This is a genomic window from Actinomyces sp. oral taxon 849 str. F0330 (genome assembly GCF_000239715.1).
Taxonomy (GTDB): Bacteria; Actinomycetota; Actinomycetes; order Actinomycetales; family Actinomycetaceae; genus Actinomyces; species Actinomyces johnsonii.
This window is the reverse complement of sequence record NZ_JH470348.1, coordinates 15,117-37,788: the sequence shown is the minus strand read 5'-3', so window position 1 is coordinate 37,788 and position 22,672 is coordinate 15,117. Positions and strand designations below refer to the sequence as shown.

21 protein-coding genes are annotated in these 22,672 nt (G+C 64.3%); 11 read left to right on the top strand and 10 right to left on the bottom strand.

The features are described 5' to 3' along the window. Positions 1-235 precede the first annotated feature (235 nt). On the bottom strand, positions 236-901 hold the full coding sequence (locus tag HMPREF0975_RS14460; RefSeq protein WP_009232054.1) for a toll/interleukin-1 receptor domain-containing protein: 666 nt from the start codon (positions 899-901) through the stop codon (positions 236-238). Positions 902-947: 46 nt separating this feature from the next. Beyond that, complete coding sequence (locus HMPREF0975_RS15325; protein ID WP_009232053.1) at positions 948-3,347, bottom strand: hypothetical protein; 2,400 nt, start codon at positions 3,345-3,347, stop codon at positions 948-950. 132 nt (positions 3,348-3,479) lie between these two features. Between HMPREF0975_RS15325 and HMPREF0975_RS00170 the strand changes: the two genes are divergently transcribed. Further along, positions 3,480-4,394, top strand: a complete 915-nt coding sequence (locus HMPREF0975_RS00170; RefSeq protein ID WP_009232052.1) for a TrmH family RNA methyltransferase — start codon at positions 3,480-3,482, stop codon at positions 4,392-4,394. A gap of 43 nt (positions 4,395-4,437) precedes the next feature. On the opposite strand, the gene HMPREF0975_RS00165 is transcribed toward HMPREF0975_RS00170, so the two are convergent. Further along, positions 4,438-5,718 carry a glycosyltransferase gene (locus tag HMPREF0975_RS00165; RefSeq protein ID WP_009232051.1) on the bottom strand — a complete coding sequence of 427 codons (1,281 nt, stop codon included), beginning with the start codon at positions 5,716-5,718 and terminating at the stop codon, positions 4,438-4,440. Between the two features lie 228 nt (positions 5,719-5,946). Beyond that, complete coding sequence (locus HMPREF0975_RS00160; protein ID WP_021608388.1) at positions 5,947-6,597, bottom strand: TetR/AcrR family transcriptional regulator; 651 nt, start codon at positions 6,595-6,597, stop codon at positions 5,947-5,949. 350 nt (positions 6,598-6,947) lie between these two features. On the opposite strand from HMPREF0975_RS00160, the gene HMPREF0975_RS00155 reads away from it, so the two are divergent. The 4 genes from HMPREF0975_RS00155 (at position 6,948) to HMPREF0975_RS00140 (ending at position 10,613) form a co-directional block, all read left to right on the top strand. After that, positions 6,948-7,802, top strand: coding sequence for an amino acid ABC transporter ATP-binding protein (locus tag HMPREF0975_RS00155; protein WP_009232049.1), 855 nt, complete (start codon positions 6,948-6,950; stop codon positions 7,800-7,802). A 90-nt stretch (positions 7,803-7,892) separates the two neighbouring features. Beyond that, complete coding sequence (locus HMPREF0975_RS00150; RefSeq protein WP_009232048.1) at positions 7,893-8,951, top strand: glutamate ABC transporter substrate-binding protein; 1,059 nt, start codon at positions 7,893-7,895, stop codon at positions 8,949-8,951. Between the two features lie 130 nt (positions 8,952-9,081). Further along, on the top strand, positions 9,082-9,741 hold the full coding sequence (locus HMPREF0975_RS00145) for an amino acid ABC transporter permease (RefSeq protein ID WP_009232047.1): 660 nt from the start codon (positions 9,082-9,084) through the stop codon (positions 9,739-9,741). Continuing rightward, a complete protein-coding gene (locus HMPREF0975_RS00140; RefSeq protein ID WP_009232046.1) occupies positions 9,738-10,613 on the top strand; it encodes an amino acid ABC transporter permease in 876 nt (291 codons plus the stop codon). The genes HMPREF0975_RS00145 and HMPREF0975_RS00140 overlap by 4 nt, the downstream gene beginning before the upstream one ends. A gap of 25 nt (positions 10,614-10,638) precedes the next feature. On the opposite strand, the gene HMPREF0975_RS00135 is transcribed toward HMPREF0975_RS00140, so the two are convergent. Further along, a complete protein-coding gene (locus tag HMPREF0975_RS00135; protein WP_009232045.1) occupies positions 10,639-11,025 on the bottom strand; it encodes a VOC family protein in 387 nt (128 codons plus the stop codon). 102 nt (positions 11,026-11,127) lie between these two features. Between HMPREF0975_RS00135 and HMPREF0975_RS00130 the strand changes: the two genes are divergently transcribed. From HMPREF0975_RS00130 to HMPREF0975_RS00120, 3 genes are all read left to right on the top strand, one after another. Beyond that, complete coding sequence (locus HMPREF0975_RS00130; protein ID WP_009232044.1) at positions 11,128-12,150, top strand: helix-turn-helix transcriptional regulator; 1,023 nt, start codon at positions 11,128-11,130, stop codon at positions 12,148-12,150. 17 nt (positions 12,151-12,167) lie between these two features. Further along, positions 12,168-12,770, top strand: coding sequence for a TetR/AcrR family transcriptional regulator (locus HMPREF0975_RS00125; protein WP_009232043.1), 603 nt, complete (start codon positions 12,168-12,170; stop codon positions 12,768-12,770). 85 nt (positions 12,771-12,855) lie between these two features. Beyond that, a complete protein-coding gene (locus HMPREF0975_RS00120; protein ID WP_009232042.1) occupies positions 12,856-13,812 on the top strand; it encodes a zinc-binding dehydrogenase in 957 nt (318 codons plus the stop codon). Positions 13,813-13,830: 18 nt separating this feature from the next. On the opposite strand, the gene HMPREF0975_RS00115 is transcribed toward HMPREF0975_RS00120, so the two are convergent. Next, a complete protein-coding gene (locus tag HMPREF0975_RS00115) occupies positions 13,831-14,289 on the bottom strand; it encodes a MarR family winged helix-turn-helix transcriptional regulator (protein ID WP_049939291.1) in 459 nt (152 codons plus the stop codon). Between the two features lie 50 nt (positions 14,290-14,339). On the opposite strand from HMPREF0975_RS00115, the gene HMPREF0975_RS00110 reads away from it, so the two are divergent. After that, on the top strand, positions 14,340-14,699 hold the full coding sequence (locus HMPREF0975_RS00110) for a hypothetical protein (RefSeq protein ID WP_198009121.1): 360 nt from the start codon (positions 14,340-14,342) through the stop codon (positions 14,697-14,699). Here the strand turns inward: HMPREF0975_RS00110 and HMPREF0975_RS14455 are convergent. From HMPREF0975_RS14455 to HMPREF0975_RS00095, 4 genes are read right to left on the bottom strand one after another with little or no spacing between them, the layout of a single operon-like run. Continuing rightward, positions 14,694-15,155 carry a protein-tyrosine phosphatase family protein gene (locus tag HMPREF0975_RS14455; RefSeq protein WP_083840647.1) on the bottom strand — a complete coding sequence of 154 codons (462 nt, stop codon included), beginning with the start codon at positions 15,153-15,155 and terminating at the stop codon, positions 14,694-14,696. The two genes, HMPREF0975_RS00110 and HMPREF0975_RS14455, sit on opposite strands and share 6 nt — an antisense overlap. Before the next feature lie 55 nt (positions 15,156-15,210). Then, entirely contained in the window at positions 15,211-16,881 is a 1,671-nt protein-coding gene (locus HMPREF0975_RS00105) for an ABC transporter permease (RefSeq protein WP_009232039.1), read from the bottom strand. Further along, the gene (locus tag HMPREF0975_RS00100; protein WP_009232038.1) at positions 16,878-17,837 is read right to left on the bottom strand and encodes an ABC transporter ATP-binding protein; all 960 of its coding nucleotides are present in this window, start codon (positions 17,835-17,837) and stop codon (positions 16,878-16,880) included. The genes HMPREF0975_RS00105 and HMPREF0975_RS00100 overlap by 4 nt, the downstream gene beginning before the upstream one ends. Next, on the bottom strand, positions 17,834-18,697 hold the full coding sequence (locus HMPREF0975_RS00095) for a MerR family transcriptional regulator (RefSeq protein WP_009232037.1): 864 nt from the start codon (positions 18,695-18,697) through the stop codon (positions 17,834-17,836). Before HMPREF0975_RS00095 ends, HMPREF0975_RS00100 begins: the two co-directional genes overlap by 4 nt. A gap of 178 nt (positions 18,698-18,875) precedes the next feature. Between HMPREF0975_RS00095 and pheS the strand changes: the two genes are divergently transcribed. Beyond that, entirely contained in the window at positions 18,876-19,961 is a 1,086-nt protein-coding gene (pheS, locus tag HMPREF0975_RS00090; protein WP_009232036.1) for a phenylalanine--tRNA ligase subunit alpha, read from the top strand. A gap of 1 nt (position 19,962) precedes the next feature. Then, positions 19,963-22,620, top strand: a complete 2,658-nt coding sequence (pheT, locus tag HMPREF0975_RS00085; RefSeq protein ID WP_009232035.1) for a phenylalanine--tRNA ligase subunit beta — start codon at positions 19,963-19,965, stop codon at positions 22,618-22,620. The last annotated feature ends 52 nt before the right edge of the window (positions 22,621-22,672 follow it).

Genomic DNA, 22,672 nt, shown 5'->3' with positions numbered 1-22,672 from the left:
TAGGTCTTCAGGTGGCTGACCCGTGTGCGACACCGCGCGCCGCCACTCCTACTGCAGCCACCTCTCCAACCACCCATGAGAAGCAGACCTCAACCACTACGCCGACAACCGCCGCGTGAACCAACCCCCGTGTCCAACAACAAAAGACAAGGCCCGAAAGATTGAGGTTAATCACCCAGACAAACACCTAAACCGATTTTGTCGACCGCCGAGTTGCATTTTCTCCTGTGAGAGATCATGCGAGAGTCGATATCTCAAGTTTTTCCTTCAACCACTGCAGGACTCTGGGTTGTTGCTCCATCGGGACGAAATAGTTGCCTGTCCAGACGTAGGCATTTCCGACCTGCCTGTTGTTATTGGCGGCACGCTCAATGCGGCACCACTCCTCGGCACTGAGACTCTTCAAAATAGCAAGTAATTCCGCTGCTGAGCGAGCATCGTCATAGTGTTCGGCCTTCTCCAATGCAGTCAGCAGCGTATCTGCTAGATCATCTCTGGTGTTGCTTTTGTCAGCTAACCACTCCATGACTGAAAGAGCGACTTGAGACTGATCTTTCGGCTCGTCAGGTATGAGCGCCTGCTGTGAGGCGAGGAACCCGCAAGGTACCTCCTTGGCTTCATATTGAATCCATAGAATTGGTGCGTGACGAGCGAGTGCCCAGCCAATCTCTTGCTGGCACCAGGGACGGGTCGAGAATCCTGAGGTGGCAACGCACAGCAGAGCACTGCTCTCTTCGAGGTAGTGCCGGATCGTAGGCTCCCACTCGGCGCCTGGCGCGATATTGTGTCTTGCCATGACGGCGTTAATATGAACAGTAGAAAGCGCTTCTTTTAGTTCTGTCGCTACTTGTCTACCTACTTTGTCTTCGTTATAGCTAAGAAATACATTAACTGGCGTCATGGCTGCTCCTTGATAGTGGAAATTTGTGTCGTCGAGGGTGAGCGCCCTACTTAGAATTCCTTTTAGTGGCGAGGCCTTTTATGATGAGGCCAGCGAGTTCAGAGGCTCGTTGGGTGGTTGTCAATCGCCTGAGGTCATCGTCGTTGAGTCCGATTAATTGCCTATCAAAAAGATCTCTGATTTCCGCAATAGCTTCCTTGTAGTTACGATTCATCTCGATGGCCGTGATAGATTCTGTGGCTATAGGAAGATCGTTAGAGATGCCTAGAAGATGTGCGAGTAGGGCGGCGGCTCCGCCGAAACCTCCAGCAATGAACAATGGTTGTCGACTTCTGACCGTATGGAGAGATTCCTCGATGATTCCCGGGTAATCTCCAAGATAGCCGTTTCGAGAATCAATCGAAAATGGGGTGGTTTTTCCTCCAACAACTAGGCGGGCGTCACAATAGTGAGGTAGTGCTTTGCGGATATTGCTTAACGCTTTGGAAGTCTGTTCGTGAGGATGATTTTTCCATGGTTTGACTTCTCGAATCGGATGGATATCGCCGTTCTCGTCGAAGAATCGGATGGTTCCTGTTGATGCGAAGCTCTTGGCGGTATCGATGAGTGTTTTTCGTGCCTTCATGCTGTGGACACTTGTGCAAGGGACGGTTAACTCAAACATGTATCTTGAATGGATTGGGATATGGGAAGTGCTGTCGTTATCCTGTCCTAGGCGATGTCGTCCCAGTTTTATCTCTTCGATGTATTTTCTGATCACTTTGAGAATGGCGCTGGTAAGGTCTGGAATGTAAGTTCCAATTGCTCCAGCATAGGTAATTCGCCCCCCGGACAACAGCATCATTTGTGCAACCTCTGCTATGACAAGTTCAAGATGATTCGCACGCAGACCTAATGCTTCGATGTCCTCGTTCTGGGATATAGATATCCCGAGAGTGTATTCTGACAGAGGGCGGTTCAGTGCGAGATTAGAAGTGCTGAGTTTTGGCTCTCCTTGACCGTATGACCCTCCGGCTGCAAAGAATGTGCGGGGGGTGAGAAGGTGAACTTGACTGCGCTCGTATGACGCTAGAGTGCACAGTTCTACCATTACTTCGTGTTCGGGAGGAAGGAGTGGGGGATCTGGATGAATGAGCCACAAATGGGTGTCGTCGGGGAACTTGCTTTTGTGTTCAGACAGGAATCTTGTAAGCATGAGTGGCTCGGGGGCGTTGGCTGGAGCCACATCAAAACCATGGTTGTCATTCAGATGTGTGTCAGCAGGTCCTTCGTTCGAAGCTTCGTTTTCATTATCCTGTGTCCGGATGACGTGCTGAGGTATCTCCTGGTGCCGCCACAGTGCTTGCCTGAGTGACTCGTCGATAAGACGGTTAATGGCGGAAACTATGGCTTTTCCTTGTGAACTTTTATCCTTATTCGGGTTGCTGTGACCTGCAGAGTTAGGATAAGCTACTGTTGGAACATGGTCGAGAAGGAAAGAGCCTCGTTGTTCACCTTCTGTGAGGGCGCTGAGGCAGACTATCGGTATCTCTGCTTTTTTGGCTTCTAAGACCTCTCGTTGTGTCCATTCCCGGCTGCTGTAGTGGTCGGTGCGAATCATGAGTAACGCGCCAGTCTGCGCTTGCTTTATAATTTTTTTGTTCCAGTCATCTCCAGGCTGGATGTCGTGAATGTCGACAAACTCGGCTAGTTTGGTTTTTCCTATCCAAGAGCGAACTTTTGATACAACTCCTGTTGGGTCGATGTTGTTCTTGTCGTCCTTGGGGATGTCGGATCTTGAGTGACTGATGAATATGCGCAGTCGTTCTTCCTTCTTAGGGTCTCGCAGAAGAGTCTGAATGATAGCCTGCCCAAGGTCTCTGGTTAGTTCACCTTCAGTTGTGTTGGGCTGTTTCTTGTTCGAGATGCTCAGGTTTGCTATATTTCCTTGTCTTACTCCCTGTATGCTCATGAGGTTAGTGATAATTGGGGAGTTTGAATAGTCTGGGCTTACTCTGGGTAGTATGGGAAGAACTAGGGTGTGGCGGTTATGTTGACGGCTTTTGTTTTGTAGTTTTACTATATCGGTAAGATAGTCGCGCCATTCTGAGGACTCGTCGATAGATGAGCGTACGAGGTGTTCGTCGATGAACGGCAGAATGACGGAGTACTGAGCTGCATCAGCGCTTAAGACCTGCTCTTCGTCGCCGATGATCCCGTCGGCAGTGACGATGGGAGCGGGGAGTTCGTTGTTTCTGGGAAGTGGATGAGATCTTCCGTATACTTCCACCGCGCTTCCCGCGAGTCCAGCGAAGGCATCGGAGTGGTAATGCTCAAATAACGTGTCGCAGATGCTCTCCCCCTCCTCGTCTTCTGGGTGCCAGACGACGAAGATATCGAGAACGCTGGGTGATGGTGCTGGCCAAGTGTTGCTGGTGGAAGGGGGGTGGAAGGAGCTTTGATTCATGTCTCGAGAATAGCGAGGTTGAGACAACCTAGCAGAGATTTTATCCGGGATCTTGCTCTGGTGGAAGAGGGACTCTCTCCTCGCCCGTCCAGGGTTTCCTCTTGTGGCCTGTCGTTCCCGTAGGCTGTTGGCATGGTTTTTTTCTCTTCCTCCGACCCTGACGAACTTCTAGGTGACTCCGCTGAGCTTTCCGCGAGTCGCGGGCCGCGGCGCCGCACCGTCAGTGAGGGGTCGGCTGCCGGCCACGAGGTGCTGAACAACCCCGGCTCGGCCCGCATCTCCCGTGTGGCCGGCCTGTCCCGCCGCAACGCGCGCGCCAAGCACCGCCGCTTCCTCGTCGAAGGCCCCCAGGGCGTGCGCGAGGCAGTCCGTCACGTCCCCGACCGCGTTCTCGACGTCTACCTCACCGAGGCCGCCGTCGAGCGCCACGCCGAGATCTGGGATGAGGCTGTGGCAGCCCAGCTCTACGTGCATATCACCAGCGAGCAGGTCATGGACGCCATGAGCCCCGACGCCCAGGGCGCCCTCGCCGTTGTTGCCACCGAGGAGGCCACCGGCTCCGAGGCGCTGGCCGCCGCCCTGGACGGGGCCAGGCTCGTCGCCGTCCTCACCCAGGCCCAGGACCCCGGAAACGCCGGCGCCATCATCCGAGCCGCCGATGCCGCCGGAGCCGACGCCGTCGTCCTCGTGCGGGGCAGTGTGGATCCCACTGCTCCGAAGGTCGTGCGCTCCACCGCCGGAAGCCTCTTCCACCTGCCCGTCGCCACCGGGGTAGCCCTGGACGACGTCGTCGGCGCCCTCCACGAGGCCGGACTCACCGTCCTAGCGGCCGACGGGCGTGGGGACTTCGACCTCTTCGAGGCCGAGTCTCTCCTGGAAGCGCCCAGCGCCTGGCTGTTCGGCAACGAGGCTCGCGGACTGCCCGCAGAGGCGCTGAGCCGGGCCGACGCCGTCGTCTCCATCCCCGTCTACGGCAAAGCGGAGTCCCTCAACGTCGCGGCAGCCGCGGCCGTCTGCCTCTACGCCAGTGCCCGGGCGCAGGCGTAGGTACCGGTCGGAAGAGAGCTTCGGCGGCAGAGCCGCAGCAGACTCACAGCAGCTCGCAGATCGCCTCGGCCGCCCGGCCCGGTCCGTCCAGCCCCTCCATTAGTTCGGCCATGCGCCGGGCTCGCGAACGCATGACCTCGTCGGCCAGGGCCTGGCGCACCAGTGCAGCCCAGTCGGCCGCGCGGGCCTCCTTCTGGGACACAAGCCGAGCCGAGCCGAAGGCCGCGCAGCGCTGAACATTGAAGCGCTGCTCGAACTGCAACGGGATCCCGATGAAGGGCCACCCCTGCGCGCAGCTGTTCTGTACCGTTCCCTCACCGCCGTGGGTGATCGCCAGGTCGACGGCGTCGCCCAGCTGGTGCGCCGGGATCCAATCGGTGACATGGACGTTGAGGGGCAGGGTTTCCAGGTCCTCTGGGTGGAGGTGGGAGCGCACCGGCGCCAGCACCTGGCAGTCGGCCCGCCCCAGGCCCCTGAGCACATCGAGGACGAGGTCTCGGTTCCCCGATGAGCCCACGGCGAAGTACACCAGGGGCTTGGGGCCGGCGGCCAGGTCGGCGACGATCTCGGGGACCTCGCCGGGCAGATGGGCGTACACCGGTCCCACCACCTGGTGGCCCTCGGGCATCTCCAGCCACCGGGGCAGCAGGTGCGGAGCACTGGCGATGAGATTGAGGTCCGCGGTGAGTCCGGCGAACACCCCCTGGGGCAGAGAGACGCCGTTGGCCTTGGCCACCTGGTGGAAGGAGCGTGACAGGGGCACCCGGGTCCCAACCGTGTGGAGCAGGCGTGCAGCGGCGGTGTCGACCAGGCACTCCTCAGGAGTCGCGCGGGGCAGGAAGCCGGTGGCGCCAACCCTGCGCGCAGCCTCTAGATGGGCCAACGAGTAGGCGAAGGGCCGTACGAAAACCAGGGGCACGCACTCGGCACGGGCCGAAATAAACTGGCTAGGAGTTACTCCGATGACGACGGCGTCCGGACGCAGGCAGCGTAACAGCACCCGCTCGCTCGTGACCCGCTGGGCGAGCATCTGCGTCGTGAACGGGTGGCGCAGGCTGCGCCCCTGGTCGAATGCCAGTGCCAGCCGGCCCTCCTCATCGCTCAGGTGGGGGGTGAGTAGACGGAATTCGAAGCCCGCCGCCCTGATGTACTCGGAGTTACGTCGCGAGAAGCCTGCGAAGACGCACTCCACGTCCGAGGGCATGCGCCGGGCCACCTCAATGGCGCGCGTCACTTCGGCGAAGTTGAACGTCTCCGGAGCGAAAAGAAGCCGAGACGTATTCTTGCGCACGGCCACCGCGCTTCCAGTGGCGCCTTCAGGCATGATCAGCTCTCCTTCTGAGAGTGAGGGGTGTCAAGCACCGGAGTCCCCCGACATCTCTTATTGCACGCCATGTGCAACTGGAGGAGAGGTTAGCACGTCTATTCTTACACGGATGCCATTTTTACGATGAGGTTGGAATGCCGGAAAAATATATGCAAGGTGAATAAAGTGGATAGGGGCAGCGGTGCCCTGGTCTGGGCGGCTCTCAAGGTGTTTCGGGGCGTGTCCTCAGTGATCGCCTGCCGGATCGTGGGAGGGCGATGGCATCGAGATGCGGCTCGGGGCCTCTTCGGCGCCCTGCTGCACCTGAGAGACCAGACTCCGCAGTGTCTGGGCCGACATGTTCGTGATGGTCCGCTGGCTGATCTCCGGATGATCCAGCCATGCCAGACACAGGGCGATCATCGTGTCGATCCACACCTTGGCGGCGAACATGGCGCGCTCGTCGGGTTCCACGACTCCCAGGAGCATGAGGACGAGGCGCTCATAGCGCTCGAAGCTGGTATTCAGCGCGGCCGCGATCTCCGGGTCCTGGTCGAGGCCTCCGGTGTGCAAGGCCCGGAAGCTGTCCGGCCTGGCTCTCACGTAGCCCGCGAAAGTGGAGATCGCCGCCTCCAGTGTCGGCTCGATCTGCTGCTCCACCAGGTCGTGAAGGTGAAGGATCTCATGCTCGACGATCGCTCGGGCGAAGGCCGCCTTGGAGGGGAAGTAGTGGTAGAAGAGCGTGCGCGAAACGCCGGCCCGCTTGATGATCTCATTGACGTGAGTGCGATCGAGGGTGCCCTCCGCGAACAGCTCGACCCCGACTCTCACCAGTTCTTCCCTGCGCTGCTCGGGCTGGAGTCGGCGACGCGGATCGGTTGTATTCGCGGGGCTCATGCGGATGAGACTACGGCCGGGTGGTCGACTCGGCCGGTTAGGCGCCCTGCGTGGCGTGTGACCATCATCCCAGCAGGAGGCGTGTTCTGAGACTCGGTTGACGCTCCGGTCGCGGGCGGTGCTACCCTTCCTGACGAGAGGTCGGAACTGCGGCTGCCCGTTATCCATGAGCGCTTACGGTGGACAACCATGGGCAATCTGGGCCGACGGGGAGTTTGGACCGGTCCTAACCGGTCCCAAAGGTCTGAAGCCATACGAGCAAGGAGGAATGCGGTGCGCATGTGGATGTGTTGCTGTCACTGTCGCTGAGGCAGATTCCGCTCCTATATCCACGTTGAGACGAGGTACTCGTGACCACATCCGCATCCTCTCCCGATCGAACAGCCGCAGACCGGACTGACGACGTCGACGACGACGTCAAAGGCGCCCAGCGCGAGCCCAGGGACCCCGGCGCGGACCGGAAACCCGACGACGCCCTGGTGCGCATCAGCCACGTCACCAAGTACTACGGCCATTTCAAAGCGCTCGATGACGTTTCACTCGACATCCACCGTGGTGAGGTCGTGGCCGTCATCGGAGCCTCGGGCTCCGGTAAATCGACGCTGTGCCGCACCGTCAACCGCCTCGAGCCGATCCAGAAGGGCGAGATCGAGATCGACGGCGTCCCATTGCCTCAGGAGGGCAGGGCGCTGGCCCAACTGCGTGCCGAGGTGGGAATGGTCTTCCAGTCCTTCAACCTCTTCCCGCACCGAACGGTGCTGGACAACATCACCTTGGCGCCTATCAAGGTGCGCGGCACCCCCCGCCGGCAGGCCGAGACGCGGGCCCATGAGCTGCTGGCTCGCGTCGGGTTGGCGGATCAGGCCTCCAAGCGCCCCGCGCAGCTCTCGGGAGGCCAGCAGCAGCGGGTCGCCATCGCCCGCGCCCTGGCCATGGAGCCCAAGGTCATGCTCTTCGACGAACCCACCAGCGCTCTGGACCCGGAGATGATCAACGAGGTCCTGGACGTCATCAAGGATCTGGCTTCCTCCGGCATGACCATGCTTGTCGTCACCCACGAGATGGGATTCGCTCGCTCCGCCGCCGACCGCGTCGTCTTCATGGATGGCGGCCAGATCGTGGAATCAGGTAGCCCCGCCGAGTTCTTCTCCTCCCCGCGCACCGAGCGCGCCCGCGACTTCCTGTCCAAGGTGCTCAGCCACTGAGCCCCGAACCGCACCTTCTCCCGGGTGCGGCTGCCACCGCAGGCCCTGGGCCTGGGACGGTTCCGTCCCCGTCCGAACGAAAGGAACACCATGACCACCTTCTCCCGTCGCAGCCTTCTGGCCACCACCGGCGCCATTTCCCTTGCCGGCGTGCTGGCGGCCTGCGCCGACACGGGCACCGACGGCAAGGCCGACGCCGAGTACAACAAGGCCATCAACTCCGGGCCGGTGGCCGCCGCCGACGTCGTAGCCGCCTCCAGCTGGGCCGCCGCCGTCAAGAAGGCGGGCAAACTCGTCACCGGCGGGACCAAGACCTCCGAGGTGTTCTCCTGGGAGGACTCCAAGACGAAGAAGATCTCCGGCTTCGATGCGGCTATCGCCCAGGTCCTGGCCCGCTACATCATCGGCGGTGACGACGCCCGCTCCCTGCTCGAGATCAAGCAGGTCACCTCCGACACGCGTGAGACCGTCCTGGTCAACGGTACGGTCAACGCCGTCGTGGCCACGTACACGATCACCCCGGAACGAGCCGAGAAGATCGACTTCGCCGGCCCGTACTACGCCTCCAGTCAGGCCATCCTGGTCAAGGCCGACAACAAGGACATCACGGGTGTCGACAGCCTGACCGGAGACGTCGCGGTCCAGTCCAACTCCTCATCGGCCTCCGCCCTGAAGAAGTACGCCCCGAACGCCACGGCCAAGCCCTTCGACACCCAGGCCAAGTGCGTCGCCGCCGTCGAGAGCGGGCAGGTCAAGGCCTATGTCGTGGACCAGTCCCTGCTCAAGAGCGAGGTCCTGTCCAATGACAAGGTCAAGATCGTCGGCAACACCTTCGCCGAGGACCCCTACGGCATCGGACTCCCCAAGGACTCCGGTGCCCAGGCCTTCGTCAATACTTTCCTGCAGACGATCGAGTCGGACGGCACCTGGAAGACCATCTGGGAAGCGACGATCGGCAAATCACTCGGTGGCGATGCGCCCCAGCCGCCGGTCATCGGCTCGGTCCCCGGATCGTCGACCGCCGGTGCCGAGGGTGCGGGTGGCGCAGAGCAGACTCCCGCTCCCGAGGACACTCCCGCTTCTGAGGACGGCTCCGAGCCGGCGCCTGAGCAGGGTGGTGGCGGTGACGAGGTCCCGCAGGAGTCCTGAACGGAGCTCGTTGACCAGTCAGGCTCGTTGCGTCGTTGCGGCCCGAGCGGATCCTCCGCAGGGCCGCCGACGCGACAGCCCACAGCGTTCACGTCATGATTGACGAACCGAATCCTTCAAGGAGGCCACCGTGAGTGCCATCACCGACAATCTCGCTGATATTGGCTCCGGCCTGCTCATCACGCTGGTGATCTCCGTACTGTCCTACGCGGGCGGACTAATCCTGGGATCGCTCATGGCCATCCTCCGGGTCGGTCCCATCCCTCCTCTGCGGGCACTGGGCGCGGCGTGGGTGACGGTGGCCTGCAACATCCCCAACCTGTGCCTCATGGTGCTGGTCGGCCTGGCGCTTCCCAACGTCGGCATCAGGATTCCACTGTTCTGGTCGGTGATCGTCGCCCTGGTCTTCTCCTCGTCCGGATTCGTGTGCGAGACGGTGCGCAGCGGAATCAACTCGGTGCCGAAGGGACAGATCGAGGCCGCGCGCGCATTGGGAATGCCCTTCTGGCTCATCATCCGCGGTATCGTCCTGCCTCAGGCCCTGGCCCGCACGATCCAGCCACTGGTCAATGTCTTCATCGCCTGCCTTATCGGCTCCTCGCTGGCTGCAGCGGTCGGCGTCGTTGAGCTGACTGCCGTTACGCAGAGAATCAACCAGGAGCGAGCGGCGGGAGTCATCACCTTTCTCACCTCGGGGCTCACCTACCTGGCCATCGCCTTCGCCGCCACGAAGTTCGGCGGGCGTCTTGAGAGACGCCTCGAGTTCATGGGGAAGGAGGAACGCGCATGAGCTCCGACATCATGCCCATGACGGATCACCGTCCCGTCAAGCAGCGGGGCAAGGGCTCAGGGGCGACGGACGCGGCGCTGCTCTTCGATGAGCCGGGGCCGCGGGGGCGCGTCATGATCGCCATCGGATCAGTTATTGCGGTTCTTGGGATCGTGGCGCTTCTGAGCGCGGTCCTCTACCGACTGGACCTTGCGGGCCAGCTCGACTATCCCGAGTGGCGCTACTTCCTGGGGCGCTCGGTGGTCAGTCAGCTTCTGGAAGCCGCCGGCAACACCCTGTCCCTGGGGGCTGTCGCAGCCCTCCTCACCTTTCCTCTGGGAATCGTCCTGGGCTGGCTCCGCCTGTTGGACAACCGGCCCGTGAGGTGGTTGGTCGGCTTGTGGATCGATGCCATGCGAGCGGTGCCGATGCTGCTGCTCGTCTACTTCTTCCTGCTAGTGGTTCCGCGTTTCGTGGATGTCTCGGACTTCTGGAAGCTGGCGCTGCCCATCATCATGTGCACCTCGGCGACGACGGCGGAGGTCTTCCGTTCAGGCGTCCGGGCCCTGGACCGAGGTCAGACTGAGGCTGCACTGGCGCTGGGAATGAGCAGATCTCTCACGATGCGTCTCATCCTGGCGCCGCAGGCACTGCGTCTTATGCTCCCGACCCTCATCACACAGATGGTGACCATCATCAAGGGCACCACGCTCGCGTACGTGCTCGCCTATCCCGAGCTCATGTACCGCGGTTCCACGATGATCGGTCAGGCGAAGATAGACGCCCATCTGTCCGTCTTCTTCCAGACCTACGTCATCATCGCCGTCGCCTACGTCATCGTGAACTGGGCGCTGGGAGCGTTGGCGAGGCGCATCGGAGCTCGCACCCGGTGACGGGCGGGGCTCCGACGGCCTCGAGTCAGGCGAAGCTTGAGGTATCGGTGGCGCACACGCGCAGGCGGTGCCCATCGGGGTCGGTTGCCACAAAGGTGTAGCCGAACTCGAGGAGGGCCGGTTCCATGAGCATCGGAATGCCCAGGGCCCTCCACCGCGCGTGAAGACGGTCGACGTCGGCTCGCTCGACGTCGCTCAAACTCAGCTCACCCCCGCCTACATATGGCTCAGCAGCCGGCTCAATCTCATCGGCCGCTTGCAGACCGAGAGTCAAGTCGTCAGACAACTTGAAGACGCTGAAGCCTGGATAGGTCTCGATCGGTCCATGACCGAGAATTCCGCGGTAGAAGGCGGTGCTCACCTCGACGTCGGAGGTGTAGAGGATGACGCTGTTGGGAACGAAGACAGTCATGGAGTACTCCCTCATGCTTGTGAGAACGCGACATGCGCTGATAACGACGAGGCTAGAGATGATTGGTGCCATCTCCTGTCATGTACGTGTGAGGATCGATCTGTGCGTGCCGATCGTCTGCTTTCCATGATCTGGCTGCTTCGGGCTCACGGCCGTCTATCTGCTTCCGAGCTGGCGCAGCGGCTGGAGGTCTCGCGGCGGACCGTGCTTCGGGATGTCGAGGCGCTGTCGGCCGCCGGCGTGCCGGTGTGGTGCGAAAGGGGCCCCCACGGGGGAGTGAGGATCGATCCCGGCTTCCGCCTGGACGTGACGGGGCTGAACCATGAGGAGAGTCGGGCGCTCTTCGCCGGTATCACCGGCTGGGGCGCTGCGCCCCTCGGCCTCAGCGAAGCCCTCGCCTCGGCTGTCCACAAGCTGCTCGCCGCCGTCCCCGACAGACATCGGAACCAGTCCATCGACGTGGCCTCGCGCATCGTGGTTGATCCCCAGGGCTGGTTGCCCCTGCCCGAGAGTGAGCGGGCCGACGCCGTCTTCCGTGCAGTTCAGGAAGCGGTTTTCACGCGCCATCGGCTGCGCATGGTGTTCCGGCACAAGTCGAGGGCGACGACGCAGGGCGATGTCGACCCGCACGGGCTGGTCGCCGCCGGTCGCAGCTGGTACCTGTGCGCCTCGCACGGCGCCGAGGTCCGCTTCACCAGACTCTCCCGGATCGAGGCGGCCGAGATCCTCGCCGAGGAGTGCCCTGACGACGCCGGTTTCGACATGACCGCGGCGTGGCGCAAACAGCGTGAGAGGTTTCTTGAGGGGTTCGAGGCCATCACAGCCACCGCCTGGGTGCGGGACGAGCGGTGGAGCGACGTACGGGAGTGGACGCTGGGCGCAACGACGACCGACACGGATGACGACCCTCCTGACGATGACGGATGGACCTGTCTCCGGCTGGAGTTCATGGACCACCTGCACGCCATGACGATTCTTCTACGGCTCGGTCCAGACGCCCACGTCATCGCCCCCGGGCGCCTGCGCCAGGACCTTATCGACTACCTGAGCCTCATGCTTGCGCAGTACCGGGCTGACGGGGCCCGATGCCCTAACGTTGAGGCAGGGGATCGCATCCCCTCGTGAGATGAAGGAGGCGCTCCATGTCCAACGCCGAGCAGCAGGGCGGTTCCCCCTCGCGGCGCCGAGCCCACATCGACGCCAGGCTTTCCGAGGCCGTACGTGAACAGCTGGGATCCCTGGGGTACCAGGCGCTGACGATCGAGGGCGTATCCAGGCAGTCGGGGGTTGCCAAGACAACGATCTACCGGCGCTGGCAGTCGAAGGCGGAGATGGTATTCGATCTGGTCATTCACCGCCGTGATGAAGAGGGGCTCGCCGACTCCGGGTCTCTGACTGGAGACGTCGAGGCCCTCGCCGGGCGGGTGGTCGACCTCATCGCCGCCGAACCCGGTAAGAGCACGCTTCCAGGACTGCTGGCCGACATGGCCGGTGATCCCGACCTGACTGCAAGGCTGCAGCAGAGTGTCGTCGCCGCTGTGCGTGCAGACATCGAGGCCATGGTCGACCGTGCGATTTCCCGAGGGGAGGTGCGGGCGGGTGCCGACGTCGACGGGCTGTATGCGGCGCTGCTCGGTGTGCCGTACGTGCATGTGCACCTTCTCGGTCGGGTGCGACCCGACCTGCTCCGAGAAGAGCTTTCGGAGGTCCTTCTGACGCTTCTGGGAGCCGCTCGGAGAGACTGAGTCCCGGGTACGGATCTGCCTATGGTCCTCCTCTTCCTGTTGCGCTACGCTACGTAGCGTAGCGCAACAGGAAGAGGAAGACGTCATGGTTGCACAGAACACAATGCGGGCGGTGCAGTTCCGCTCCTACGGTGCTCCGGAGGTACTCGAGGTGGGAGCGGTCGAGATTCCGAGTCCCGGCCCCAAGGAGGTCGTTGTCGAGGTCGCCGCCTTCAGTGTCAACGCCGTTGACCTTCTGACCAGGCGGGGAAAGATGCGCCTACTCGACGGGATGGGGTTCCCAAAAGGTACGGGCATGGATTTCGCAGGGCTCGTGCACGCGGTTGGGGACCAGGTCGGGAAGCCGGTGCTGGGGCGCCGAGTCTGGGGCTACCTGGGGATGATGCCTCCCGGCCGTACGGCTGCTGGAGCGCAGTACGTGCGAGTCCGGTCCGACCGCCTCGCCCCTGCTCCTGATGGGGTCCCGCTCGCGGAGGCCGCGGCTCTGCCTCTCGCAGGCTTGACGGCCGTGCAGGCGCTCCGCCCCCTTGAGCTCCGTCGAGGGAATCGAGTGCTGGTGGTAGGGGGAAACGGTGGCGTCGGTTCCACGGTGGTTCAGGTAGCCCGCATCATGGGCGCAGAGGTGGATGCCGTCGTCGGCGTCCGCAGCGATGTGGCAGTCAGCGCTGGAGCGCAGCAGGTCTTCAACTACCACGATCTGAAGCCGTCGGATATTCCCGGGCGCTACGACGTCGTCATCGACACTGCGGGCGCCGATGCGCTCGCCTACCGAAGGCTGCTCAAGCCCGGAGGGCGCATGACGGCCATTGCTCCCGGGGCCTTCTGGGACATCGTCACGTCCATGCTCTCGCCGGGGCCGATGATCCGGATGGTGTCAGGAAAACCGAGCGTGAAGGACCTGGTGTGGCTCGCTGCGCGGGTGGACTCCGGGGAGCTCAAGCCGCTGATCGCCTCAACCTATCCGCTTGACCGGATCGCGGATGCTCACCGCGACGCCGAGAGCCTATCGGCGGCGGGAAAGCGCATCGTCCTGGTGCAGTGACGCCGGTGAGACCGGCTGCTACGGCCTGTTGCTTGCTGCAACCGAAGAAGTTCGAAGAAGGGCGGGCAGGAGCCTGTCCAAGGCCTGCAGATCAGCGGGGGAGAGGTGCTTGTGCAGCTCGACGTCGAGTTTCTTGGCGGCATCGGTGGCGAGCCGCAGTAACTGGCGTCCCTCGTCTGTGATCTCGACGACCTGTACCCGACGGTCGGTCTGACTGCGCGTCCTGCGCACAGCGCCGATGCTGGCGAGCTGGTCGACCAGTGACACCACCAGGCTCGGGGTGACACCGAGCTGTGAGGCGATCTCTCGTTGAGAACTCGCTTGGTCGGCGTCGACGACGGCGAGTAGGCCCACCTGCTTGTGGGTCAGGCCGGTGTGCTGGATGAGCAGTGAGAACGATCGGGTGATTTGGGCTCCTGCGACACCGAGCTGGAAGCACGTCGAGGACATGATCGCGCGACCGTCTTCTCTTCCCATGACGTCAACGGTACACTACAGAATGATTCAGTTCTGAATGATGTGAGGGAGTGATCCTCATGCCATGGTGGCTCTCGCTGCTGAATTCGTCACTGGGAATCATCTCAGCAGGGTTCGGTGTCGTCGCGGTGATCCGTCCGCAGACGCTCGCCCCTTCCGGGTGCGGCGAGCCCGGAAGGCGTTTCTATCCGGCGATGTACGCGGCCCGGAGCATCCCGCTCGGACTGCTGGTCGCTACCGTTGCCTGGTTGGCTCCTGCCCAGTCGCTGACCTTGCTCGTCCTGGCTGCAGCGGCGGCTGCTCAGCTCGCAGACGCCGCTATCGGTGTGGTGCACCGCGTGCCGGGAATGGTGGTGCTTCCTCTTGCTGTTGCCGTTCTCCATCTGGCCGGTGCGACTTATCTGCTATGAGAGCGTAGGTGCAAAATTTGAGATGTACCACCGCTGCCAGGGCGTCTCTGCTGCCCGTGGGTGGTATGTGTCTCGGATGAAATTCAGTGCGCTGACCGGGTCCATTCCGTCAAGTATCGCAATGCAGGCTAGTGCGGTGCCTGTTCGTCCCACACCCCCGCGGCATGCTATGTCGACTCGGGAATATGTTGCTCTCTCGAGGGTTAGCTCCAGTGTGTGGCGCGCTTTGAGTTTGTTGACTGGGAGGCAGAAGTCCGGCCACTTGATCCAGTGAACTTCCGCTCTAGGCGGATGGCGTGGGTAAAAACTTGACAAGATAAGAATGTGGTCCGGCGAGTTCCTGCTTGTTTTGTAGTAGCGGATAGGTCGCCCCCTTATTCGTGCACCGGAAGGGAAAGCAATGACGCCTGATTCGTGTTTGTCCCACTGTCTGATAAAGGTGTTTCTTTTATTCATGATGCCCTTGACGGTAATGTGTGTCTTTAAAAGAATGCAAGAACAGCAAGTCGTGTCAGGAGGGCATGTCGCGGCGGGTGTAGGAAGCCAGACCGATCGCGATACCGACGAGGCCGACCACGGTCTGGACGGCCAAGGGCTTCCAGTCGGGGGAGCCGACGACGTCGAGATGGTGCCCGAGGACGCTGAGGTCCTTGGCCCAGTCCTTGAGCTCGACGAGTCCTCCGAAGAACTGGGCGAAGGCGCTCCACGTCACCACCGCCCAGGACAAGCCGACCAGTCGTGGCGCCAGGCCCACGAGGCCCGCTGCTATCCCGATGGCCGCCACCATGCCCGGCATCTGGCTCACCGTGAACACGAAGGCCCGCGCCACGGCGTGGTCGTCCGTGAGCTGGACGGCTGTTGTCGCCGCCAGAACTGCCGCCGAGATGACCAGCAGGATGGCCGATTCGATCATGGCGCCGAGAACTTGTGAGAAGAACAAACGGCTGCGGCTGACTCCAGTAGCAAGCTCGACCTCCACCAGGCCCGCGTGTTCCAGGCCCGCCAACCGGTTCATCCTGCGCACTGCCGCCACGGCCACGAGCAGCACCGTTACCACCGTCAGCAGGGACATGAACTGCTCCACTGCGGACCCCGAGGCCATCTTGCCGACATAGGACGCCGTCGGAGAGTCTGGGGCGAGGAGATCGTTGACGCTTCCCGACACCGAGCCGTATAGGGCCGCAAGACCCGTCGAGGCCAGAGCCCAGCCCAGGGCGCCGCGCCGGGATAGACGAGTGAGCAGATCCATGTGACCGCGCAGCCTCCACCTGCGTCGAGAGGCGCTGTGGTCGGGCAGGTAGCTGTCCAGGTACTCGCGGTGCGCGGCCAACGCCGCCGCCACGATGACCAAGGCGATGGCAATGACGCCGCACACCGCCAGCACCGCGAACCGGTCATCGGAGTAGGGCCGAATGAGGTCGCGCCACCCCAGGGGGGAGAGCCACCTCAGCCAGTTGGAGCTGCTGCCCTCGGCGACCTGGTCGGCGGCCACCCGCATACCGAAGGCGAGTGCGAGCACGATCATGGACAGGCTTCGAGCCTGACCGACCTGCCGTCCCAGCTGGGATGCCACCGCCGCAAGGGCGGAGAACGCCCAGCCCACGACGCACACCGTCCCGGCCAGCGCCCAGGCTCCGGAGACGGTCAGCTCCTCGATGCTCTCGGCCTGCCAGGTCAGAACGCCTCCGGCCCCCGCAGACAGGGCGCCGACCACCGCCCACACCAGGGCCACCGGCACGAGAAAGGGAACCGCCCTGCCCGCACCCGCGGCGCGCAGGATCTCGACGAGTCCCTCGTCCTCATCCGCCCGCAGTACCCGGCACGTCAGCAGAATCGCCATGAGAGCGGTGCATATCAGCAGGAAGGTCCCGGTCTCCCACTGAAGGAGCTGACCGAGCCGGCCGGGTGTGGGCACGTAGCCGTAGAGCAGTCGCGTTGCCGGAGACTTGCGCATCTGTTCGATGAGCACGGTCCGGGTCTCCAACGAGGGGTAGATGCTCTCATAGCTCGGTGCCGTGACACTGATCAACAACCACAGGGGCAGTACCCAGGCCGCGATCTGCACCCGGAACCGCCTGAGCAGGATCTGCAGGCAGGTGCCCCAGCCGGCCAGAGCGCCGCCCGCCTCGGTCCTGTCGGTCAGAATTCTCCTGGCCACTGCTGTGCTCTGCGCGGTGCTCATCGGGACTCCTCGTAATGACGCAGGAAGAGGTCCTCCAGACTGGCCGGCTCACAGGTGACGTCCTGCACCCGATGCTCACCGGCCACACTCAGCACCGCCGGCACCTGCTCGGCCGGCACCTGAAGGCCCAGGTGCCCGGAGTCCTCGACGACCTCGAGATCCATGGCTCTGAGCGCTTGCGCGATCGTGCCGAGTACATCAGGTACATCGGGGGGCGCTCCCAGTTCGATGCGGGTGCGCGACAGGCGCCGCAGGGTCCCCAGGTCGCCGTGTTCGACGACGCGGCCGTTCTTGATGATCGTCACGGCGCTGCACAGGCGTTGGACCTCAGCCAGGATGTGGCTCGAGAGCAGGACCGTGCGCCCCTCTCCAGCCACCCGGGCGATCTCCTCGGTGAAGACTCTCTCCATGAGCGGGTCCAGGCCGCTGGTGGGCTCATCGAGCACGAGCAGGCGCGTCGGCGCGGCCAGGGCCGCCACGAGCGCCACCTTCTGACGGTTGCCCTTGGAGTAGGTGCGTACCCGTTTGCTGGGATCAAGATCAAACCGTTCGATGAGTTCGGCCTCCCGCTTGGTATCGCGCGATCCGCGCAGTCCGGCCAGTGCGTCGAGCACCTGTCCGCCGGTCAGGGTTGGCCACAGCGCCACATCACCGGGGACATAGGAGACCTGCCGGTTGATGACCGAGGCCTCCTGCCACGGATCGCGGCCCAGCACGCTTACGTTTCCGTCGTCGGGCCGGTAGAGCCCCAGCAGGGTGCGGATCGTTGTGGACTTGCCCGCCCCGTTGGGGCCGAGGAAGCCGTGGACGCTGCCCGCCTCCACCTCCAGATCCAGGTGATCGAGCGCCCTGAAGCGTCCGAAGTGCTTGACCAGGCCCCGAACACGCACCGGCGGATGAGAACCGGCTTCGACATCGAGGGCCTTGACAGACGCAGATTCGGTAGTGGTTGTCATAGCACTGGCTCCTCTCCCGCCGAGCGGCGGATAGTTGCGGCGAAGTCCGGATCGGCGAGCATGAGCCCCATGAGCTCAGCCACGAAGGCCTGCTGCGCCGGGTGGGGGTAACTGGAGGCGTTCAATACATGGGTGAGTCGCCACATGGCGCGACCCAAAGTGCCCGAGGGCAGGTCGTCCAGGACGGCCAGGGTGCGCTCCTTGTGGCGGCACGCCAGCTCCCAGCTGTTATGCGCGAGCCGGCGGGCCTCGGCCCGGCCCTCGGCCTCGGTCAGCGTGGATAGCCGGGTGAAGTCCGCGATCTGCTGGGCGGACAGCTCCCGATCGGCCTCATCCAGTCCCTCGATGAAGGGGATCGTGCTATCGGGCACCATGCCCAGTGAGGCGAGTACCACCATCATCTGGCGCTCGGCCCGCAGCCCTCGCATGCTGCCGCCCAGGCGGGTGATCCTGGCCTCGATGTCGTCGTAGAAACGCGTCAGGGCACTGGGTGCGGGGGACAGGCCCTCACCGCGCTCCACCCGGGCGATGAGCTCGTCAATACGGGAGGCCTGCTCGGCCAGGCTGCGTTGCTGCGCCTCGATCGTTCCCCGAGTGGCCCGCAGGTCGCGCAGTACCGCTTCGCGGCGAGAGTCCTGATCGGTGCCGATCGTGTCCGAGGCGAGCATCTCGGCCACCTGCGTCAGCGACAGTCCGCCGTCGGCCAGCCACCGGATGCGCAGCAGGCGGGCCACGTGCTCGACGCCGTACTCTCTCCGCCCCCGTACCGTGGGTGGGATCTCCAACAGGCCCAGGTGATGGTAATGACGCACCGCCCTCGGCGTGGTACCGGCGATTTGAGCGAGCTCCTTGACGCGCATGAATCCATTTCAGCAGGTGACGTAACGTCACCGTCAAGGCCTGGCCGACAACAACCGGATCGGGGCCCGTGAGCGGCCGCACGCCACCCCGACTGCGGGACGATTTACACCCCCGCGACGGCGCAGACTACCCTTAAGGGCAGACAACCCCGGAAACACCTGGTGGAAGGCACCGCATATGACTGACGCTCCCGGCGCGCTCTCGCCCCTGGACGAGGCCGGCATCAACGCCGCCGTCGAGGAGGCCCTGGCCGCCTTCGCCGCAGCCGGCACCCTCGCCGAGCTCAAGGAGGCCCGCCTGGCCCACACCGGCGACGCCTCGCCCCTGACGCTGGCCAACCGGCTCATCGGCACCCTGGACAAGGCGGACAAGCCCACGGCAGGCAAGCTCCTGGGCGGCGCTCGCGGGCGCATCGCCAAGGCTCTGGCCGCCAGGCAGGAGACCCTCGAGGCCGCCGCCGAGGAGGAGATGCTGCGCACCGAGGCCGTCGACGTCACTGTCCCCACATCTCGGACGGTGACGGGCTCGCGCCACCCCCTCGACGTCCTGGTCGACGAGGTCACCGACCTGTTCGTCGCCATGGGCTGGTCCATCGCCGAGGGCCCGGAGGTCGAGCATGAGTGGTTCGACTTCGACGCCCTCAACTTCGACGCCGACCACCCCGCCCGCCAGATGCAGGACACCTTCTACATCGACGGCTCCAGCGTCGGGGCGGCCGATGGGCAGGCGGCCAACCTCGTGCTGCGCACCCACACCTCCCCGGTCCAGGCCCGGGTCATGCTCGGTCAGCAGCCCCCGATCTACGTGGCCTGCCCCGGTAAGGTCTTCCGTTCCGACGAGCTCGATCAGACCCACACTCCCGTCTTCCACCAGGTCGAGGGCCTGGCCGTGGACAAGGGCCTGACGATGGCGCATCTCAAGGGCGTCCTCGACCACTTCGCCAAGGCCATGTTCGGTCCCGAGGCGCGCACCCGCCTGCGTCCCTCCTTCTTCCCCTTCACCGAGCCCAGCGCCGAGATGGACCTGTGGTTTCCCCAGAAGAAGGGCGGCGCCGGCTGGATTGAGTGGGGAGGCTGCGGCATGGTCAACCCCAACGTGCTCACGGCCTGCGGTATCGATCCCGAGGTCTACACCGGCTTCGCCTTCGGCATGGGCCTGGAGCGCACCCTCATGCTGCGCCACGGCATCGCCGATATGCACGACATCGTCGAGGGCGACATCCGCTTCTCCCAGCAGTTCGGCACCACCGGAAAGGGAAACTGATATGCCCTACGTCCCCATTGAATGGCTGCGCGAGCACGTCGATGTTCCCGCCGGTCTGAGCGCCGAGCAGCTCGCCACCGACCTCGTCCGGGTGGGCCTGGAGGAGGAGCGCATCGTTCCCCCGGCCGTCACCGGTCCGCTCGTCGTCGGCAAGGTCCTCTCGCTCGAGGCCAAGGAGCAGACCAACGGCAAGGTCATCAACTACTGCCGCGTCGACGTCGGCCCCGAGCACAACGATGCCCCCGGCACCGGCAAGGAGCCCTCCGAGCTGCCCAGCCGCGGAATCGTCTGCGGCGCCCACAACTTCGACGTCGGTGACTCCGTCGTGGTCTGCCTGCCCGGCGCCGTCCTTCCCGGCGACTTCCGCATCGCCGCACGCAAGACCTACGGCCACGTCTCCGACGGCATGATCTGCTCCGCCCGTGAGCTCGGCATCGGGGAGGATCACTCCGGCATTATCGTGCTCCAGCAGTGGCTGGCCGAGCACGGCCACGAGGGCGAGGAACCGCCCGCCCCCGGAACCGACGCGATCGGCATCCTCGGTCTGGGGGAGGAGGTTTTGGAGATCAACGTGACCCCGGACCGCGGCTACTGCTTCTCCATGCGCGGCGTGGCCCGCGAGTACTCCCACTCCACCGGAGCCCGCTTCACCGACCCCGCCGACGCCACCGACACGGGGCTCTACCCCAACGGGCTGGCGCCGGCCGGTGAAGGCGGCTTCGACGTCGTCATCCCCGAGGACCCCCGCCCCATCCACGGGCGCCCCGGCTGCGACCGCTACGTTGCCCGCCTCGTGCGCGGCATCGACCCGTCCGCCCCGTCCCCCGCCTGGATGCAGGACCGCCTCACCGCCGCAGGCATGCGGCCCATCTCCCTGGCCGTCGACGTCACCAACTACGTCATGCTCGACCTGGGCCAGCCGCTGCACGCCTTCGACGCCGGAAAGCTCACCGCCCCCATCGTCGTGCGACGCGCTCAGGAGGGCGAGCGTCTCACCTTCCTCGACGACGTCACCCGCACCCTCGACCCCGAGGACCTAGTCATCTCCGACTCTCCGGAGGGGGAGGGCTCGCGCGCCCTGGTACTGGCCGGCGTCTTCGGCGGGGCCCTGAGCGAGGTCGATGCCGAAACCCGCGACGTCCTCATCGAGGCCGCCCACTTCGATCCGGTCTGCGTGGCCCGCTCCTCCAGGCGCCACAAGCTGCCCACCGAGTCGTCCAAGCGCAACGAGCGCGGCGTGGACACCGAGCTGGCCCCCATCGCCGCCCAGCGCGCCGTCGATCTGCTCGTCGAGTATGGCGGCGGGACCGCCGAGCCCGTGGCCACCGACGTCAACCGGACCCGGGCCCCCGAGTCCATCACCATGCGCTCCGACGCCGCCGAGCGCCTCACAGGCGTCGCCTATGGAACCGATCGCGTCACCGAGTTGCTCACCACCATCGGCTGCGCCGTGGAGCAGATCGGCCCAGCCGACGACGGGACCGCGCTTCTCACCGTCACCCCGCCGACCTGGCGGCCGGACCTGGTCGGCCCTGCCCACCTGGCCGAGGAGATCGCCCGGCTCGACGGCTACGACGCCATCCCGGTCATCGTGCCCACGGCCCCCGCCGGCACGGGGCTGAGCACCGACCAGAGAGCCTGCCGTGATGTCGTGCGTGCCCTGGCCGATGCCGGGCTCACCCAGGTCCTGTCCTACCCCTTCATCGGGGACATCCTCGACCTGCTCGAGATCCCCGCATCCGATCCACGCCGCCAGGCGGTCCGTTTAGCCAATCCCCTGGCTGAGGACGCCCCCTACCTGCGCACCAGCGTGCTGGACTCCCTGGTGGAGGTCGCCCGGCGCAACGTCTCCCGCGGCCTGGCCGACGTGGCCGTCTTCGAGATCGGGTCTGTCACCCATCCGGCCGGCACCGTCCCCGCACCGATCCCCGGAACCGACAACCGGCCCAGCGACGCCGAGCTGGCGGCCCTGCGAGCGGGCATCCCCGCTCAGCCCACCCACGTCGGCGCCGTCATGATCGGTGAGCGCACTCGCACCGGGGTCCTGGGGGCGGGCCGCCCCTGGGACTGGGCCGATGCCATCGAGGTGGCCCGCACTGCGGCCGGCGCCCTGGGCTTGGAGATCGTCGTCACCGCCCCGGAGCAGCCCTACGCCCCCTGGCACCCCGGACGCACCGCGGAGATCCGGCTGCCCGGCCTCCGCCGGGGCAAGAAGATCGAGCCCGGGGCGCTCGTAGCCCACGCCGGTGAGCTCCACCCCCGGGTGGTCCGCGCACTCGGACTGCCCGAGCGCGCCTGCGCCGTCGAGATCGATCTCGACCCGCTGCTGGAGGCCGTACGCAGTTCCGGCGAGCTTCAGGTCAAGGCGGTCTCCACCTTCCCGGCCGCCAAGGAGGACATCGCCCTCGTCGTCGACGAGGCAGTCACCGCTGCCCAGGTCGAGGATCTGGTCAGGCAGGCCGTCGGGGAGCTGGGCGAGGAGGTTCGCCTCTTCGATGTCTTCCGAGGCGCCCAGCTCGGCGAGGGCAAGAAGTCGCTGGCCGTGTCCCTGGTACTGCGCGCTCCCGACCGCACGCTGACCGCCGAGGAGACCGCCAGTGTGCGCAAGCGCGTGGTCAAGCGGGCCGCCAAGCTCCTGGGAGCCGAGCTGCGCAGCTGAGCTGCGCAGAGCCCCTTCGCGTTGCCGGCGGCTATGGTGTGATGCACACCAT